At 61.1% G+C, this 15,167-nt stretch carries 13 protein-coding genes; 4 read left to right on the plus strand and 9 right to left on the minus strand.

Features of this window, described 5'->3' with window-relative positions; genetic code table 11:
• Positions 1 to 233 precede the first annotated feature (233 nt).
• Positions 234 to 2,180, minus strand: coding sequence for an acetate--CoA ligase (gene acs / locus G5253_RS08730; RefSeq protein WP_421203158.1), 1,947 nt, complete (start codon positions 2,178 to 2,180; stop codon positions 234 to 236).
• A gap of 169 nt (positions 2,181 to 2,349) precedes the next feature.
• Here acs and G5253_RS08735 point away from each other — a divergent pair, with 169 nt between their 5' ends.
• Both G5253_RS08735 and G5253_RS08740 read left to right on the plus strand, forming a co-directional pair.
• Positions 2,350 to 2,628, plus strand: a complete 279-nt coding sequence (locus tag G5253_RS08735) for a hypothetical protein (protein ID WP_266134183.1) — start codon at positions 2,350 to 2,352, stop codon at positions 2,626 to 2,628.
• Between the two features lie 277 nt (positions 2,629 to 2,905).
• Entirely contained in the window at positions 2,906 to 3,139 is a 234-nt protein-coding gene (locus G5253_RS08740) for a hypothetical protein (RefSeq protein WP_216951968.1), read from the plus strand.
• Here the strand turns inward: G5253_RS08740 and G5253_RS08745 are convergent.
• From G5253_RS08745 to torC, 6 genes are all read right to left on the minus strand, one after another.
• The gene (locus tag G5253_RS08745; protein ID WP_216951967.1) at positions 3,129 to 3,752 is read right to left on the minus strand and encodes a MipA/OmpV family protein; all 624 of its coding nucleotides are present in this window, start codon (positions 3,750 to 3,752) and stop codon (positions 3,129 to 3,131) included. The two genes, G5253_RS08740 and G5253_RS08745, sit on opposite strands and share 11 nt — an antisense overlap.
• Entirely contained in the window at positions 3,742 to 4,881 is a 1,140-nt protein-coding gene (locus G5253_RS08750; RefSeq protein WP_227341298.1) for a hypothetical protein, read from the minus strand. Before G5253_RS08750 ends, G5253_RS08745 begins: the two co-directional genes overlap by 11 nt.
• A gap of 170 nt (positions 4,882 to 5,051) precedes the next feature.
• Entirely contained in the window at positions 5,052 to 5,420 is a 369-nt protein-coding gene (locus tag G5253_RS08755; protein ID WP_266134182.1) for a hypothetical protein, read from the minus strand.
• A gap of 7 nt (positions 5,421 to 5,427) precedes the next feature.
• Positions 5,428 to 6,096 carry a molecular chaperone TorD gene (torD, locus tag G5253_RS08760; protein WP_058057287.1) on the minus strand — a complete coding sequence of 223 codons (669 nt, stop codon included), beginning with the start codon at positions 6,094 to 6,096 and terminating at the stop codon, positions 5,428 to 5,430.
• Between the two features lie 99 nt (positions 6,097 to 6,195).
• On the minus strand, positions 6,196 to 8,688 hold the full coding sequence (gene torA, locus G5253_RS08765; RefSeq protein ID WP_266134181.1) for a trimethylamine-N-oxide reductase TorA: 2,493 nt from the start codon (positions 8,686 to 8,688) through the stop codon (positions 6,196 to 6,198).
• Between the two features lie 27 nt (positions 8,689 to 8,715).
• Positions 8,716 to 9,882, minus strand: coding sequence for a pentaheme c-type cytochrome TorC (gene torC, locus G5253_RS08770; protein WP_080771394.1), 1,167 nt, complete (start codon positions 9,880 to 9,882; stop codon positions 8,716 to 8,718).
• Positions 9,883 to 10,027: 145 nt separating this feature from the next.
• On the opposite strand from torC, the gene torR reads away from it, so the two are divergent.
• The gene (torR, locus tag G5253_RS08775) at positions 10,028 to 10,741 is read left to right on the plus strand and encodes a two-component system response regulator TorR (protein ID WP_266134180.1); all 714 of its coding nucleotides are present in this window, start codon (positions 10,028 to 10,030) and stop codon (positions 10,739 to 10,741) included.
• Positions 10,742 to 10,777: 36 nt separating this feature from the next.
• On the opposite strand, the gene G5253_RS08780 is transcribed toward torR, so the two are convergent.
• Both G5253_RS08780 and torT read right to left on the minus strand, forming a co-directional pair.
• Positions 10,778 to 11,182, minus strand: a complete 405-nt coding sequence (locus G5253_RS08780; RefSeq protein WP_199415961.1) for a GFA family protein — start codon at positions 11,180 to 11,182, stop codon at positions 10,778 to 10,780.
• 37 nt (positions 11,183 to 11,219) lie between these two features.
• Positions 11,220 to 12,266, minus strand: a complete 1,047-nt coding sequence (torT, locus tag G5253_RS08785) for a TMAO reductase system periplasmic protein TorT (RefSeq protein ID WP_266134179.1) — start codon at positions 12,264 to 12,266, stop codon at positions 11,220 to 11,222.
• Positions 12,267 to 12,336: 70 nt separating this feature from the next.
• Between torT and torS the strand changes: the two genes are divergently transcribed.
• Positions 12,337 to 15,162: a TMAO reductase system sensor histidine kinase/response regulator TorS gene (gene torS / locus G5253_RS08790; RefSeq protein ID WP_266134178.1), complete on the plus strand. Its 2,826-nt coding sequence runs from the start codon at positions 12,337 to 12,339 to the stop codon at positions 15,160 to 15,162.
• Positions 15,163 to 15,167 lie beyond the last annotated feature (5 nt).

Genomic DNA, 15,167 nt, shown 5'->3' on the forward strand with positions numbered 1-15,167 from the left:
CTGAAATCTAGCCATTTTCTGCGCAAATCGGTGTGCCCTGGCACACAGATTTCGCAATTATATTGATTTCGTGAAAATTAGCAGCATTTTACTGGTCTAATCTCTACATCTGGCTATTTATTGAGCGCCACCTCCCTGTGCACCCAGTTTCAGCCGCTCAGGCCGTTTGTACCGCTGTAGAAACAGCAAAGCCGGCACAGGGCCGGCTTTGTCGAGCAACAAACGAAGCGGGATCAGGCTGCTTCCGACTTCTCGCGGATGAGTTTGTCTACTACGCCCGGATCCGCCAAGGTGGAGATATCCCCCAGGCTGTCGGTCTCGCCGGTGGCGATCTTGCGCAGAATTCGCCGCATGATCTTGCCGGAACGGGTCTTCGGCAGCCCCTCCGCCCAGTGAATGACATCTGGCGTGGCGATGGCACCGATCTCCTTGCGCACCCACTCCTTCACCTCTTTGTGCAGCTCACGGCTCGGCTCTTCCCCGGCGATCAGGGTGACATAGGCATAGATGCCCTGACCCTTGATCTCGTGAGGAACCCCCACCACCGCGGCTTCGGCGATCTTGGGATGGGCCACCAGCGCCGATTCAATTTCGGCGGTACCCATGCGGTGGCCGGAGACGTTCAGTACATCATCCACCCGTCCGGTGATCCAGTAGTAGCCATCGGCATCGCGACGGGCACCGTCGCCAGTGAAGTAGCGGCCGGGGAAGGTGGAGAAGTAGGTCTGCTCGAACCGCTCGTGATCGCCGAATACGGTGCGCATCTGACCCGGCCAGGAGTCGGTGATCACCAGATTGCCCTCGGTGGCCCCCTCCAGCGGTTCGCCCATGTTGTCGACCAGCGCAGGTTGCACCCCGAAGAAGGGTTTGGTGGCTGAGCCCGGTTTCAGGTCGGTGACGCCGGGCAGCGGCGTAATCAGGATGCCGCCGGTTTCGGTCTGCCACCAGGTATCGACAATGGGGCAGCGCTCATCGCCAATGGTGCGGTAGTACCACTCCCAGGCTTCCGGGTTGATCGGTTCACCCACCGAGCCCATGATGCGCAGGCTCTGGCGCGAGGTGCCGGTGACAGCTTCGTTGCCCTTGGCCATCAGGGCGCGGATGGCAGTGGGGGCGGTATAGAGGATGGTGACCTGGTGCTTGTCCACCACCTGACTCATGCGGTTGGTGGCCGGGTAGTTGGGCACCCCTTCGAACATGATGGTGGTGGCGCCGTTGGCGAGCGGCCCGTAGACCAGATAGGAGTGACCAGTGACCCAGCCCACATCGGCGGTACACCAGTAGATGTCCTCTTCGTGGTAGTCGAACACATATTTGAAGGTGAGGGTGGCATAGACCAGATAGCCGCCGGTGGTGTGCAGCACCCCCTTGGGTTTGCCGGTGGAGCCGGAGGTATAGAGGATAAAGAGCGGATCTTCGGCGTTCATCGCCTCGGGCGGGCAGTCGCTGCTGACGGTGGCGGTCGCTTCATGCCACCAGATGTCGCGGTGGTTGTGCCAGGCGACATTGCCGCCGGTGCGCTTGAGCACGATCACCTTGTTAACCTGGGTATCCGGGTTGGTGAGCGCTTCATCCACGTTTTTCTTGAGTGGCACCGAACGGCCACCGCGCAGTCCCTCGTCGGCGGTGATCACGATGCGCGAGCCCGAGTCGATGATGCGACCGGCCAGCGCTTCCGGCGAGAAGCCGCCAAAGACGATGCTGTGCACCGCGCCGATGCGGGTACAGGCCAGCATGGCGATGGCGGCTTCGGGCACCATGGGCATATAGAGGCAGACCACGTCGCCGCGATGAACCCCCTGAGCTTTCAAGACGTTGGCAAACTTGCACACTTCGCTGTGCAGCTCGCGGTAGGTGAGTTTGCGATCTTCGGCGGGGTTGTCCCCTTCCCAGATGATGGCGACCTTGTCACCCCGTTCGGCGAGATGGCGATCGAGGCAGTTGGCGGAGACGTTGAGCTGGCCATCTTCAAACCACTTGATGGAGACATGGCCCGGATCGTAGGAGGTGTTTTTTACCTTGGTGTAGGGCTTTATCCAGTCGAGGATTTTGCCCTGTTCACCCCAGAAGGTATCGGGATCCTCGACGGAGGCCTGGTACATGGCGGCGTAGTCGCCCTTGTCGAGCAGGGCGCTGTTGCTGATATGGGGTTTGACCGGATAGACCTTGCTCTCGCTCATCACTCACTCCTTTGAATACATACTTTTAATAATTAAGTAACAACTTATACCTTTGGCTGATGGGGGCAATTAGACTTTTGGATAGACAGCAACATTTGGTTACAGGGTAATGGGTGACACTCAGGTGGTGAGTGGGTAAAAAGGAGGACTTTGATGGATGGAGGTAGTTATGTTCTCTCTATTGCTCTGTGCATCCCTCTGGCAGTTTGATGTGCCTGTTCTGGCAGACAAGCCCCCCAAAGAGTTTGTGATTACGCATCAGGAGCCGTCACAGACAGTGCGGGATCGGGTTGCCGATGAGCTTGGCAACGCATGGCAGGCAAAAAAACCGGGGGCCAAATTTTCCCTCAGTGAGCCTGGATCCCGTTATTCGGGCGACTCCCCGCTCACACGCATGCTCAATGAGCGGGATGATGGTGGTGTTCCCACCCTGACGTTTGGCAGATAGTCATATCTATCGCCAGGGGATTTTCCCCTGCGGCACCAATGACATCATCATCCTTTGATGAACGCAGTCGACCTGACGTTGCGTACCAATAGATAATCCCTTCTTCCCCTGTTAAGGGCTTGTGGGCACAGATGTTCAGCCTGAGTTGCAAGCCCTTGCTACCGTGGTCCTTTTGACATCCCGAGAGAGCGTTATGTCGCTAACAGAGGATGTTTATCATGCGCGATCAGAGCGTTAGTGCTTGAGCTGTGCGGCTTGCTGGCAAAGAGGGCTGACGATGATTGACTCTGTTGTAATGGAATTTGGCAACATGGTTGGCATGTTGCCATTTGGTCAGGAAACCTGGAGTGCGCAGCAACAGGATATCCCCCTGATTGCAGGAAGCAGTTGCATTGTAGAGCCTAATGATGCGATGGGTTTGACTGTCTGTGCGTTTTCATTTGGCTGGACCCAAGATAGGTGGGCGCTGGTAAACGTGGAAGTTGCCTGTGGTGTGAGTGTTACCAGCTGAAGCGATAGCTCAGGGTCAGGTTCACGACGGGTTGCCAATCGCGATCCTTGATGAGCCACTGCTTGGCACCCGCTTCTGCGTCGAGTTGCCACTTTTGCCAAGCCCAACTGTGCTCCAGGGTTAGCCCCCAGTCTCGCCAACCTTCATGAGCATCATAAGCGGCCATGTGTGCCTGACTGCCCCGGGTCAGCCAGAGGTTGAGGGAGAGCCCGGCCGGCAGCGGCAGGCTGTGCTCCATGTACCAGAGCTGGCCATAACGGCCAGTGAGGTCGACGAGCTGGGACAACGTCAATTGATGGTCATCATCCAGCTGCCATCCCAGGCGCCACATAGCACTGAAACGGGTACTATCAACCACTGGCATGGATCCAACTCCCAAGGCGATAAAACTCTTTTCATAGAGAGGTAGTGCCAGCCCGGCACTGCTTCCGTTAGTGAAAAGGAGCCCAACCTGGGTCTCCCGTTCATAACCCCACCAGAGTTGGCTGTGCTGGGTTGCGTTACTACTGGCCTGGTTACTATCCAGTTGCCAGCTGCTGCCCAGTAACAACTCCTTTGCTTGCAATGGTAGCGTCACCAGTATTAGCAGCGACAGCCAATACTTATTTGCCATATAGCCGCGCCCAGTCCCGATCCTGATGCATTCCCATCAGATGACAGATGATGCCGGAGCGCTGGAAAGCATAAATAAGCAGTATGCTGGCGGTGCAGAGCAACATGATAAGGCCAAAACTGTTGGGCAGTATGGTGCCCTGACGGGCGGTCCACCACAGTAGCAAGGGGCCCCACAGGTGCACGAAGATGCTCTTGTGGAAGATGAAGACGGTCAGCGAGTACATGCCGATCCAGTTGAGTGGTCGCCAGCAGAGACGGATATTGTGTTGGTGTAGCCAGAGCACGGTACCGATCACCAGAAACTCCATACCCCAGATCCCGGCTCGGCCGATCATGTCCAGCGCCAGTTCGTGTTCGTTGGCGTAGATGTCGTTGAGCTCGACCGTGCTTGTCTCGCCGAACATGAGATAGATGGCCAGCGCCACCAGCGACAGCGTCAGTACCAGACGGTTGAGGCGATCTCGCCATTGTGGGCGCTGATGCCAGCACCAGCCATAGAGAAAGCCGAAACAGCCACTGGCCATGAAGAGGTCGAGACGGGCATCCAGCTCATAGTCGGGGTGAACGTGCAGCTTCATCCAGCTGTCGATATGGCCGAGCAGATCCTGTACGCCGAGTTGATCCAGTAGCAGGCTTAGAAGGGTCAGCAGGAGCATGCCGCGGATGCCGAACCAGGCATACACCATGGAGAAGAGCGCCAGCAGGCACATCCAGAGCATGACCGGGTAGAACGAGATGGCCTCGCCGAAGTTGGGGGCGATGACCAACCCTTCGACATAGAGCATCAGTATGATGCTGGCAAACAGGGCCAGCTTGCTACCCAGCTGCGGTTTGAAGTTGGCCTGATCGCGGCGGCTCAGGTTGAATGCGGCCAAGGCCAGGTAGATCTGGCTGACCCAGGGGATTAACCAGGCTGATGCGTGTGCTGTCAGCTGATCCATGGGGAGCAGGTGTCCCGCCATTGCCTTGTGTGATACATAGAAGCTGTCCCACAAGGCATGTTCCCGATTGAAGAAATCGATGTACCAGTAGTTGAGGTAACCGGTGTAGTGCTCAAAAACGGCCATGAAGATGACAAGCCCGCGCAACAGATCGAGGCCTGTGATGCGCGCATCCTGTGGAGGCATACGATTGCTCCTGTGTAGTGTGGCGAAAGGAGCGGCACTATATCGGCTTTTGTAAAACTGAACGGGAGCTGAATGTAAGCAAATATTACGGGGTGCTGTACCGATGTGCTTGTAATCGCTGGGAAGTGCCTGACCTGGCTGTCATGATTTGCAATATTATTGGCTGTTTTTTAGCCTTTCTCTCGGCCAAATGCTTGAATACCGCGCACAAATACCAGCCAGCCGAGCAGATGGAAGGGGAGGGCGAGCAGATAGAGCAGCAGGAAGTGCGACTCGCTGCCACTGCTGTTGATGAAGTCGAGCCAGGCGGCCAGCAGCGCCAGCATGCCGGCAATCTGGAAGCGGCGGCGCAACACCACCTCGACGCCGAGATTGGCAAGGTAGAGGGTGAGCAGGATGCCGGCAAAGCCGGTGAGCTGGGCGGTGCCGTAGAGCTCGCGATCCGGGTTGAACAGCAGCGCGATCAGGGGAGTAATGCCCTGATCCAGCGGGATCAGGGCCAGCAGCCAGCATGCAATCAGAAGCAGGGCTGTCTTCATCGCGGCCTCAGTCGGCAGACGGTGCCGGTTTGACCAGAGAGAGGTAGTTGGCATCCATCTTGAGGAAGACCCCCAGCAGACGGGCACTGGCGCCGTAGAAGCCAAACCGGTCGGCGGCGCGACAGGCGCTTTCGAACTTGTCAAACCAGCCCAGCAGATGACCGTGCAGCAGTGCTTCCTGCTCGTCGAGCCAGCGTTCCCGCTCGGCTGCACTCTTGGCTTCCGCCGCACGGATGATGAGATTGCCCATCAGATCCAGCTCGATGGCCAGATGATCCGCAGGCTCTTTGTATTTGTCGCTGACATTGATACCAAGGCGATCGAGGCGGGCCTGCATCTCGGCCATCGGGGCCTGCATCAGCAGCTTGGCCTCGCCGCGGTAGAGCGATTCGTAGGGCAGGGCGCCCTGTTTGGGATCCACCAGAAACAGGCCGGCGAAGTCGGCGGCCAGTTCCAGCTGGCGATCCGGGCGCACCAGCAGGCGGGCGATAGCATCGTTGAGCTCGGCCACGGCTTCGCGCATCGGATCCAGGGTGGAGAGGCTTTTCAGGAAGCTTCGCACATCATAGGTGTCATATTCGGCGATCTGCTCATCACTGAGTTCGGCGGCGAACAGGGTGGAGAACCACCAGTAGAGTTCGGCCCGGCGTTCGCTGGTAGCCATAAATTCCTGCATTTTTCCTCCGTGGATGGCAATCGGGAGCCTTGATGGCTCCCGATTCTAACGACTTTAAAAATAAAGGAAACTCAAGGGGGCGTTTTCGTCCCTCCGTGGTCAGAGTGCCGGGAACATGGGGTCGATGCCCTTGGCCGATTCAGGCGCGCCGAAGGCGGTGACGGCGGGCGCCTGTCCGCGGAACTTCTCGATCTCCACCAGCGCGGTATGGGCCGTGGTAGCCTGCGCCAGGCTGGAGGAGCCGATGTCGGCGGTCAGCACGTTGGGATCGCCGTAGGTACAGAGCGTCCCTACCTTGCCGCCCTCTTGCGGGCCATACCAAGCCCCTTCCTGAATGCGCACCACCCCAGGGGCGTAGTCATCGCTCACCACCAGCCCGGCCAATACCTGACCGCGACCGTTGAACACCCGCACCAGATCGCCGTCCTTGAGGCCACGGGATTTGGCATCCTGCGGATTCATGTAGACAGGTTCGCGACCCTGCACCGTGTAGGTGGCGCGGTAGTTGTCGGAGGAGCAGAGCTGGCTGTGCAGCCGCTTGTCCGGGTGGCAGGATTGCAGGTGCAGCGGGTACTGTTTGCTGCCCGGCCCGCCGTGAGAGCGCTCGTAGGGTTCAATCCAGACCGGGTGGCCCGGGCAATCCCCATAGCCGTAGTCGGCGATGGTCTTGGAGTAGATCTCGATAAGGCCGGAAGGGGTGCCCAGTGGCTCCAGATCCGGCTCCTGACGGAACGACTCGTGGCGCACCCAGGGTTGGCCCGCCGGGAAGGTGACGAAGCCTTCGCCGTGCCAGAACTGGCTGAAGCGGGGCAGACGAATGCCGATGCCGCGGCCCTGCAGGCGGGCGTCGTCATAGATGCTCTGGATCCACTCCAGCTTGCTCTTGCCGCCGGTGAACTCGGCCTCACGACCGAAGCGACGGCAGAGATCGGCGAAGATGTCGTAGTCATCCCGCGCCTCGAACAGCGGCTCTACCACCTTGTACATGGCCAGAATGCCCGCGTTGGAGTGGGAACCCCACTGCTCGATGTCATCCCGCTCATAAGTGGTGGTGGCGGGCAGCACGATATCGGCGAAACGGCAGCTGGCCGTCCACTGGTGATCGATGCTGACCACGGTTTCCAGCTTGCGCCAGGCGGCGACCATCTTGTTGCGATCCTGCTGGTGGTGGAACGGGTTGTTACCGCAGAACACTGCCATCTTCATGTGGGGGTAGGTGATGGTCTGGCCGTTGAAGGCGATCTGCTTGCCCGGATTGAGGATGCAGTCGACGAAACGGGCCACCGGAATGAATTTGGAGTAGCCCTTCCAGTCGCCATCATGGAGCGGCTTGACCCCGGGAATGACCGAGCTGAAACCTGACATGATGGGGCCGCTGGAGGTGATGGTGCCCGCCCCGTTGTAGTGCCAGCCAAAGCCGTAACCGCCCCCCGGCAGGCCGATCTGGCCAATCATCGAGGCCAGTACCACCAGCATCCAGGCGTACTGTTCGCCGTGGTGCATGCGCTGTACACACCAGCCGCCGATAAGCTGGGTGCGGCCGCTGCTCATGGCGCGGGCCAGCTCGCGGATAGTCTCGGCAGGGACGCCACAGATGGCGGCGGCCCACTCGGCATCCTTCACCTGACCATCGCTGGTGCCCAGCAGGTAGGGCAGGAACTTGTCAAAGCCGGTGGTGTAGTTCTTCAGGAACGCCTCGTCGTGGCGCTTCTCGCTGTAGAGGGTGTGGGCGATGCCCAGCATCAGCGGTACGTCGGTTTGCGGATTCAGGGTCACCTGATCGCAATTGAGGTACTTCTGGGTCTTGGATTTGACCGGGTCGACACTGATCACCCGGATCTCGCCTTTGGCCACCTTCTCTTTCAGCTGTGCCCAGTAGTCGTAGACGCTGTGATCCGGCACCAGCCAGCCCACCTGCAGGTTCTTGATGGGATCTGAGCCCCAGATAACGATGGTTTTGCTGTGCTCCAGCACCAGCGGCCAGGAAGTCTGCTGTTCATACACCTCCATGGCGCCCGCCACGTGGGGCAGGATCACCTGGGCGGCACCGGTGGAGTAGTCACCGGCCTTGGCCAGATAGGTGCCGTGTAGGTTCATGGCGCGTCCCAGCATGGCGCCAGCGGAGTGCAACTTGCCCACCGACTGCCAGCCGGAGTGGCCGGCATAGAGGGCGCTCGGGCCATAGGTCTCCTGCACCCGCTCCAGCTCGTGATAGAAGAAGTCCAGCGCTTGTGACCAGGTGACCCGCACGAAGCGGTTCTGGCCGCGTTCGCTGGTGTCGGACTGGTGCCCCTTGCGCAGCCAGTCCAGTCGCACCATGGGGTAGCGGATGCGGGAGGGGTTGTAGACCACCTCACTCAAGGCCTTGAGCATGTCGGTGGGGTGCTTGTCATGCTCGAACGGCAGGGTCTCGACCCAGCGGCCATCGACCACCCGGGCACGGAAGGCGCCCCAGTGGGAGCCGGACTGCACCAGCTTGTCGCCAGACTCGGCGGCCATTACGGCGCGACCGAGCAGGGAGGGGCCGATCAGGGCAGAGGCACCGCTGGCCAGCAAGCCACCCAGAAAACCACGACGGGAAATATTGATCATCTTGTTATTCCTCTTTCGAATCCGGACTTAGTGGCTGCCCTGACCACCGGTATCGGCGGCATGGTTTTGCAGGTATTTGAGCAGGGTGCGCTCCTCTTCCTTGCTCAGGCGATAGTAGGCAGACATCGCTTTGAGCCCCGAGATCCAGCCGTTGGCAGTGAAGTGAGCGGGATCCGGCGCGCCGTGGCAGGAGTTACAGGTGGATTTGTACATTTCGCCGGCGTAATCCCAGATTGGCTTGAGCGAGGACTCAAAGCCCTTGCCATCGACCCAGGCCTGCACCTGAACCTGTTCCCACTTGATATGGGTGGCGCTGTCGGTCTCCTGTTTGAGCACTTTCTCGCTCGCTTTCAGTTCGTCACGGATGGTGGCGACGAAGACCCGCTTGCCCATGTATTCGCTCAGCACCCGGCCCTTGCCATCGCTCTCGCGCCACCCTTCGATGGTCACCTTGAGGCGATCGCCGCTGCGGTCTACGACGTCGATGCGGGAGGCGGGCAGCAGTTTGCCGACCGGGTCGCTGCTCTGTTCGCTGGCGTAGAGATCTTTTTCACCCAGGTTGTAGAGGGTCTCGGCGGCTGGCGCCTCTTGCGCGTCGTTGACCAGGGTGGCGTAAGTGGCCCGGAAGCCGCCCGCCATGTTGGGCAGTTCGTGGGCGATGCCTTTGTGGCACTCGATGCAGTTCATGTTCTTCGCCGCCGCATCTTTCATCGCCAGCGCAGCCGCCGGGGACTGTTTGGCGTGATCCATGTTGTCGTAGCTGTGGCAGGACTTGCAGGTCTTGGAGTTCTGGCTGCTCATCCGCGCCCACACCTTCTCGGCCAGATGCAGGCGCCGGTCCTCGAACTTCTCCTGGGTGTCGATGCTGTGGCCTATGTACTCCTGATAGAGGTCGTTGGCCGCCTCCATCTTGCGGGCCACCTTGCCGACGAAATCCTTCGGCTGGTGACAGTCGGTACAGACCGCCTGTACCCCTGAGGCATTCTTGAAGTGGATGGACTCCTTGTACTCCGGATAGACGGTGTCTTTCATGGAGTGGCAGGAGATACAGAATTCGAGGCTGCTGGTTTTCTCAAAGCCGTAGTGCAGGCCGACGGTGCCCGCGAGGGTGACGCCGACGCCCACCAGAAGCAGCGCCAGTACCGACCAGCGACGGCTGGGGGTGCGCAGGAAGTGCCACAGTTTTTTCATCATGCTCTCTCACATCACTTTTTTGATGGGAGCCATGATAGGGAGGCGTTGTGAATAGGGCTGCCGCCACAAATTAATGAAATAGGGGTATTTATGACAAAATGTGAATAGAATAATCCTCCCTTGTCGACCATCGTGAACCCTGCCCATGAGCTACCACATTCTGGTTGTTGAAGATGATGCGGTTACCCGCGAGAAGCTGACCGGCTATTTCGAGCGGGAGGGCTATCGGGTGACGGCGGTCGAAAACGGCCAGGAGATGCGCGCCGTGCTGGCGGAGCAGCCGGTCGATCTGGTGATGCTGGATATCAACCTGCCGGGGGAAGATGGTCTGCTGCTGACCCGTGAACTGCGGGCGCGCAGCACGGTGGGGATCATTCTGGTCACCGGCCGCAGCGATGCGGTGGACCGGATTGTCGGCCTCGAGATGGGGGCCGACGACTATGTCACCAAGCCGTTCGAGCTACGGGAGTTGCTGGTGCGGGTCAAGAATCTGCTGTGGCGGATCTCGCTGGCGGCCGCTGCGTCGAGCGAGCCTGCGGTGGCTGACGATGCGGTGCGCTTTGGCCCCTGGCGTTTTGACATCCCCCGTCGCCAGCTCAGCAAGGACGGAGTGCCGGTGCGCCTGACCAAGGCCGAATATGAAGTGCTGGTGGCCTTTGTCGCCCATGCCGGGCGGGTGCTCAGTCGGGAGCGGATCCTGACCCTCATCAGCCATCGCGGCGATGGCCCGAGCGATCGCACCATAGATGTGTTGATCCGGCGGCTGCGCGGCAAGATGGAAGCGGATCCACGGGATCCCCAGCTGTTTGTCACCGTCCATGGTGAAGGCTATCTGTTTGCCGGCGAGATAGCCTCCTGACTCCGTTGCGGTGGCCCTGGCCTGTTTGACCGGGTATCAGACCGGCGGGCGGGTATCAAATTGCGGGCAGTCGTCGCCAATCTGGTGCCAGGGCGCCTTGGAGCCAACGAAGATGTGAAACGCGGGCCGCTGGCTCGGCACGTCGTCCAGTACTCCGAGGCGCAGATTGATCTTGCCGCTGCTGCTCTTCTGGCTGAACAGGCTGGAGCCGCAGTGACGACAGAAGGCCAGGGTGGTCTCTGCCGATTTCCGGTAGCGGCCGATGGCCTCTTCCCCCTTCACTATGGTGACCTTGTTGCCATCCAGTCCGCCGACCGAGGCGTAATCTCCCCCTGAAAACTTGCGGCATTCGCTGCAGTGGCAGTTCCCCATATAGTCAAACTGATCCGGCAGGGTCAGGGCGACGGCGCCGCACAGGCAGTTGGCATGTAACTCTTTCATCTCTTCTCCTTGAGTGTGCTAATCGGATTTGGAACGGCTATTCGACCCGATAGACGGGACGAAAAGCGCCATCCGAGAGGGAATCGGCGGGGTCGGTCAGTGGCGCAGACAGCGTCAGAATGGGTGGCCCCATCACCCGCGGACACTGCTCGGCATTGGCATCAGGGTGTTGTAGCAGGCAGACCGCCTGAGCGACCGCAAGGCGCCCCTGCAGCCGCATCTGATCGCTGTTGGCTGCCAGGATCTTGCCCCGGCGCAGGCCCCGCTGTATCCCGTGGCTGAAGTAGGTGCTCAGCACCCGTGGTCTGTCGAGATGGCGCTGCGCCAGCTCGTTGACCGCCACTTCGGCGGCGATGGCGCCCCCCACCAGATAGTCGAGGTCGGGATAGCGGGCCAGCGTCTGCTGCACCAGCGTGCGCTGGATTTCCCGGCTGTTGTCGCCGCGCTCGGTGGTGACCAGCTTGATGGCGCTCCCCTTGATGGCGTCGGCAAAGCCCGGCTCGACGAAGTTGTTGCCGCCACTCGCCTGCGGGCCGGGGAAGAGGGCAACCGAGACCGGTTTGCTGCCAGCGGGGTGACGCTGCGCCAGCCAGTGGCCGATTTGCCAGCCCATCTGGTACCAGGAGACCCCCACCTTGGCCTGCACCAGACCGCTGGGCAGATCGTTGACCAGACCAAAGAGCGGCAGCGGCGTGGCCTTGATGGCCTCGCGCAAGCCCTGATAGCTCACCGCGCCGAGCAAGATGGCGTCGCTCCCTTCCTGCACGCAGCGCTGCAACTGCTGGCGCTGCTCGGCGAGGGCTCCGTAACCCCCCGCTTCGTGGATCTGCAACTTGACTCCCAGCCGCTTCGCTTCGTCCACCATGCCCTGATTGACCGAAAGCCAGTAGGCGTCGCGCAGATGGGGGTAGAGGGCACAGAGGGTCAGCGGCTTGGTTGCGGCGGCGGGTTCCTGCCACTGCTGGTGCAGCGGCTGGCCGCTGAATTCGCCGCCGGGCCAGATATCGACCGCAAAGGCGAGGGCGGCGCGGGGAAGCATTAGCAACCAGATCAGCAACAACGGGGAGAGATAGACGCTTCGCATGGTCAGGGGTTTTGTTAAAGTGTTGGGCCATATTATCCGGTCAAAGCCGACCACAACCAAGGGACTTCCCGTGAGAATCTTTTCCGGCCTGGGTGGCAAGTTGCTGCTGGCCTTCTCCCTGATGGCGTTGTTGACCCTGAGTGCCTCCCTGCTGGGCTGGGTGGGGCTTAGCCATCTGCGCCAGCTGGAGCAAGGGGTGCAGCAGACTCTGGCCGATCAGGAGCTGGCCCGCACGCTCTCTCGTCTCAGCGGCGAGATCCAGAGCGCGTCCCGGCTGCTGGCCACCGCAACCAGCGAGCAGGAGCGGGAGCATCAGGGACGCTTGCTCACCCTGCAGGGGCAACAGCTGCAACAGGTGCTGGCGCAACTTGGTCGTGGCCAGGGTTCAACAAGCCTCGATCAGCTCAGTCAGAGCATCATCGGCAATCTGGGCCAGCAGGGCTGGCTGGTGGGTGAAAGGTTGACCCTGATGGCTCAGGGTGAAGCGCAGCGGGCCCGTCTGGTGGCGGCGGCCGGGCAGATTGCCGAGCTGGCGCGCAGTCAGATGGAGAACGCCGAAACCGTGATGGTGGCGGGATTGGGTTCCCTCTACCAACAGCAAGGTGCGCAGGCGACCCGGACGCTGGACCGCCTGCTGGAGCAGGATCTCGACTGGCTGGAGCAGATGACCGAGCTGCGTCATCGCACCCTGATGCAACAGCAGCGCATCGAGGAGATGTGGCGCAGCGAACGGCAGGAACAGTTGCAAACGCTATTGCAAGAGGGGCAGCGGGAGCTGGCCATCTTGCAACTGCGGGCCGGGGCGGTGACCGATCCGGCTCGCCGGCAGGCGATGGAGCAGGCGCTGACTGTGCTGGCGCAAAGCGACAAGCTGGTGCAACTGCGCAGTGACTGGCTCGGCAAGGGGGAGGCGCTGCGGGTGCTGGCCAATGCCAATGAGGCCCTGATGAGCAGCCTCAACCAGCAGGTCGGTGAGCTGGTCAGCCGTGCCCGCGATTCGCTGGGGCAGAGCCAGCAGGCGCTAAGCCAGCGCCTCAGGCTGCTGGAGCAGGCGTTGATGGCCATTGGCCTGCTCACCCTGCTACTGCTGATGCTGCTGATGTGGCGCATGGTCTACGGCCGGATCGTCTGGCCGCTGCAACGGGCGGTGGCGGGGATGAGCCGGTTGGCGCGCGGGGATCTGGCCCCCCTTGAGCCGATCGCCAGTACCGGGCGCGATGAGCTGGCGGAGTTGGGGCGGGCCCTGCAGGTGTTTCGTGACAATGCGGTAGAACTGGGCCGCTATCAGCGAGAGCTGGAGTCGCGGGTCGAGGAGCGCACTGGCCAGCTCAGCCACGCCAACGAGCGGCTCAATGAGGAGGTGGAGAAGCAGCGGCAAGCCCGCGCCGAGGCCGAACAGGCCAACCGCGCCAAGTCGGTGTTTCTCGCCACCATGAGCCACGAGATCCGCACCCCCATGAACGGCATTCTCGGGGGCCTGACGCTGCTGGAAGATACCCACCTGAGCGATACCCAGCAGCGCTATCTGGCCGCCATCGAGCACAGTGGCGAATCCCTGCTGGAGATCCTCAACGACATTCTCGACTACTCCAAGATAGAAGCGGGCCATGTGGAGGCGCGCCGTGAGCCCTTCCCCCTGTTCCTGCTGGTGGATGAGCTCTGCGCGTTGTTTCGGCCAAAGGCAGCGGCCAAGGGGGTCACTCTGGCGCTGGAATATGCGCCTGGGCTGGCGCCTGTGGTCGAGGGGGATCTGGGCAAGCTGCGGCAAGTGCTCGGCAACTTGCTCGGCAATGCGGTCAAGTTTACCGCCCGTGGCCAGATTACCCTGACGGTGGCGCCCCTTGTCTGCCAAGGCCCTTGCGCCGAGCCCTGCATCCGCTTCGTGGTGCGCGATACAGGCCCCGGCATTCCGGCCGATGAGCAGGAGGCGGTGTTCGAGGCGTTTCGCCAGCGCAAGCGTGATATAGGCCATCAGGGCGGCACCGGGCTGGGACTGGCGATCAGCCGCAAGCTGGTGGCCGCCATGGGGGGCGAGCTGATCCTTGCCAGCGAACCGGGCAAGGGGTGTGAATTCAGCTTCAGTTTGCCGTTGCAGCGTTCGAGCGCCCAGTTGCCTGCCGAGGCGCAACCGCTGCACCTTGGTCAGTCCCGCGACATCCTGCTGGTGGAGGATAACGAGATCAACCGGTTGGTGGCGCACGGCATGCTGACCCGCCTCGGCCATCGCGTCACCCTGGCGGAGGATGGTCGCAGCGCGCTGGCGCTGGTGACCGAGCGCCCCTTTGAGCTGGCGCTGCTCGATATCAATCTGCCCGATATGGACGGTATGACCCTGCGCGAGGATCTGGCCGCCATCAGCGAGGAGATGCATGAGCGGCCGCTGCCCGCCATCGCCATCTCGGCCCAGATGTATCCGGAGGATATCCGCCACTGCCTTGCCGCCGGGTTTGTCGATTTTGTCGGCAAGCCGGTGCGGCTGGCGGTGCTGGCCAATGCCATCGATCAGCTGTTTCGGCAAGAAGGGGCCTCTATCGAGCCGCGGGTGCAGTTATCAGTAGCCGTGCCCCCAACTAACCGGCCAGAGTGGGCCAATCCGGTGCTGGACGCCGATCTGCCCCTGCTCGGCATGGCGCGGATCCGCCAGCTGGTCGCGCTGTTTGAGTCGCAAGGGCGGGTGTTGGTAGATAAGTTGGCTCAGGGGGAGGGGAAAGAGCAACGTCAGCTGGCGCACAAGCTCAAGGGGAGTGCCCTGGCGCTGGGGTTGACCGAATTGGCCAGCCACTGTGCGTCTCTTGAGGCGGGAGGCGGGGAGCCTGCGGCAATCGGGGCGCAATTTGACGAGGCGGTGAGCGGGTTGCAGCAGTGGCTGGTGGCCAACAGGGATGCGCAGTTCTGATCCCT

Origin of the sequence: Aeromonas sp. 602658, assembly GCF_049173005.1 — a bacterium.
Taxonomy (GTDB): domain Bacteria; phylum Pseudomonadota; class Gammaproteobacteria; order Enterobacterales; family Aeromonadaceae; genus Aeromonas; species Aeromonas veronii_A.

Excerpts from the sequence above, each read along its gene's own strand:
- acs (WP_421203158.1), bottom strand. The coding sequence starts at position 2,180 with ATGAGCGAGAGCAAGGTCTATCCGGTCAAACCCCATATCAGCAACAGC.
- G5253_RS08735 (WP_266134183.1), top strand. The coding sequence starts at position 2,350 with ATGTTCTCTCTATTGCTCTGTGCATCCCTCTGGCAGTTTGATGTGCCT.
- G5253_RS08740 (WP_216951968.1), top strand. The coding sequence starts at position 2,906 with ATGATTGACTCTGTTGTAATGGAATTTGGCAACATGGTTGGCATGTTG.
- G5253_RS08745 (WP_216951967.1), bottom strand. The coding sequence starts at position 3,752 with ATGGCAAATAAGTATTGGCTGTCGCTGCTAATACTGGTGACGCTACCA.
- G5253_RS08750 (WP_227341298.1), bottom strand. The coding sequence starts at position 4,881 with ATGCCTCCACAGGATGCGCGCATCACAGGCCTCGATCTGTTGCGCGGG.
- G5253_RS08755 (WP_266134182.1), bottom strand. The coding sequence starts at position 5,420 with ATGAAGACAGCCCTGCTTCTGATTGCATGCTGGCTGCTGGCCCTGATC.
- torD (WP_058057287.1), bottom strand. The coding sequence starts at position 6,096 with ATGCAGGAATTTATGGCTACCAGCGAACGCCGGGCCGAACTCTACTGG.
- torA (WP_266134181.1), bottom strand. The coding sequence starts at position 8,688 with ATGATCAATATTTCCCGTCGTGGTTTTCTGGGTGGCTTGCTGGCCAGC.
- torC (WP_080771394.1), bottom strand. The coding sequence starts at position 9,882 with ATGATGAAAAAACTGTGGCACTTCCTGCGCACCCCCAGCCGTCGCTGG.
- torR (WP_266134180.1), top strand. The coding sequence starts at position 10,028 with ATGAGCTACCACATTCTGGTTGTTGAAGATGATGCGGTTACCCGCGAG.
- G5253_RS08780 (WP_199415961.1), bottom strand. The coding sequence starts at position 11,182 with ATGAAAGAGTTACATGCCAACTGCCTGTGCGGCGCCGTCGCCCTGACC.
- torT (WP_266134179.1), bottom strand. The coding sequence starts at position 12,266 with ATGCGAAGCGTCTATCTCTCCCCGTTGTTGCTGATCTGGTTGCTAATG.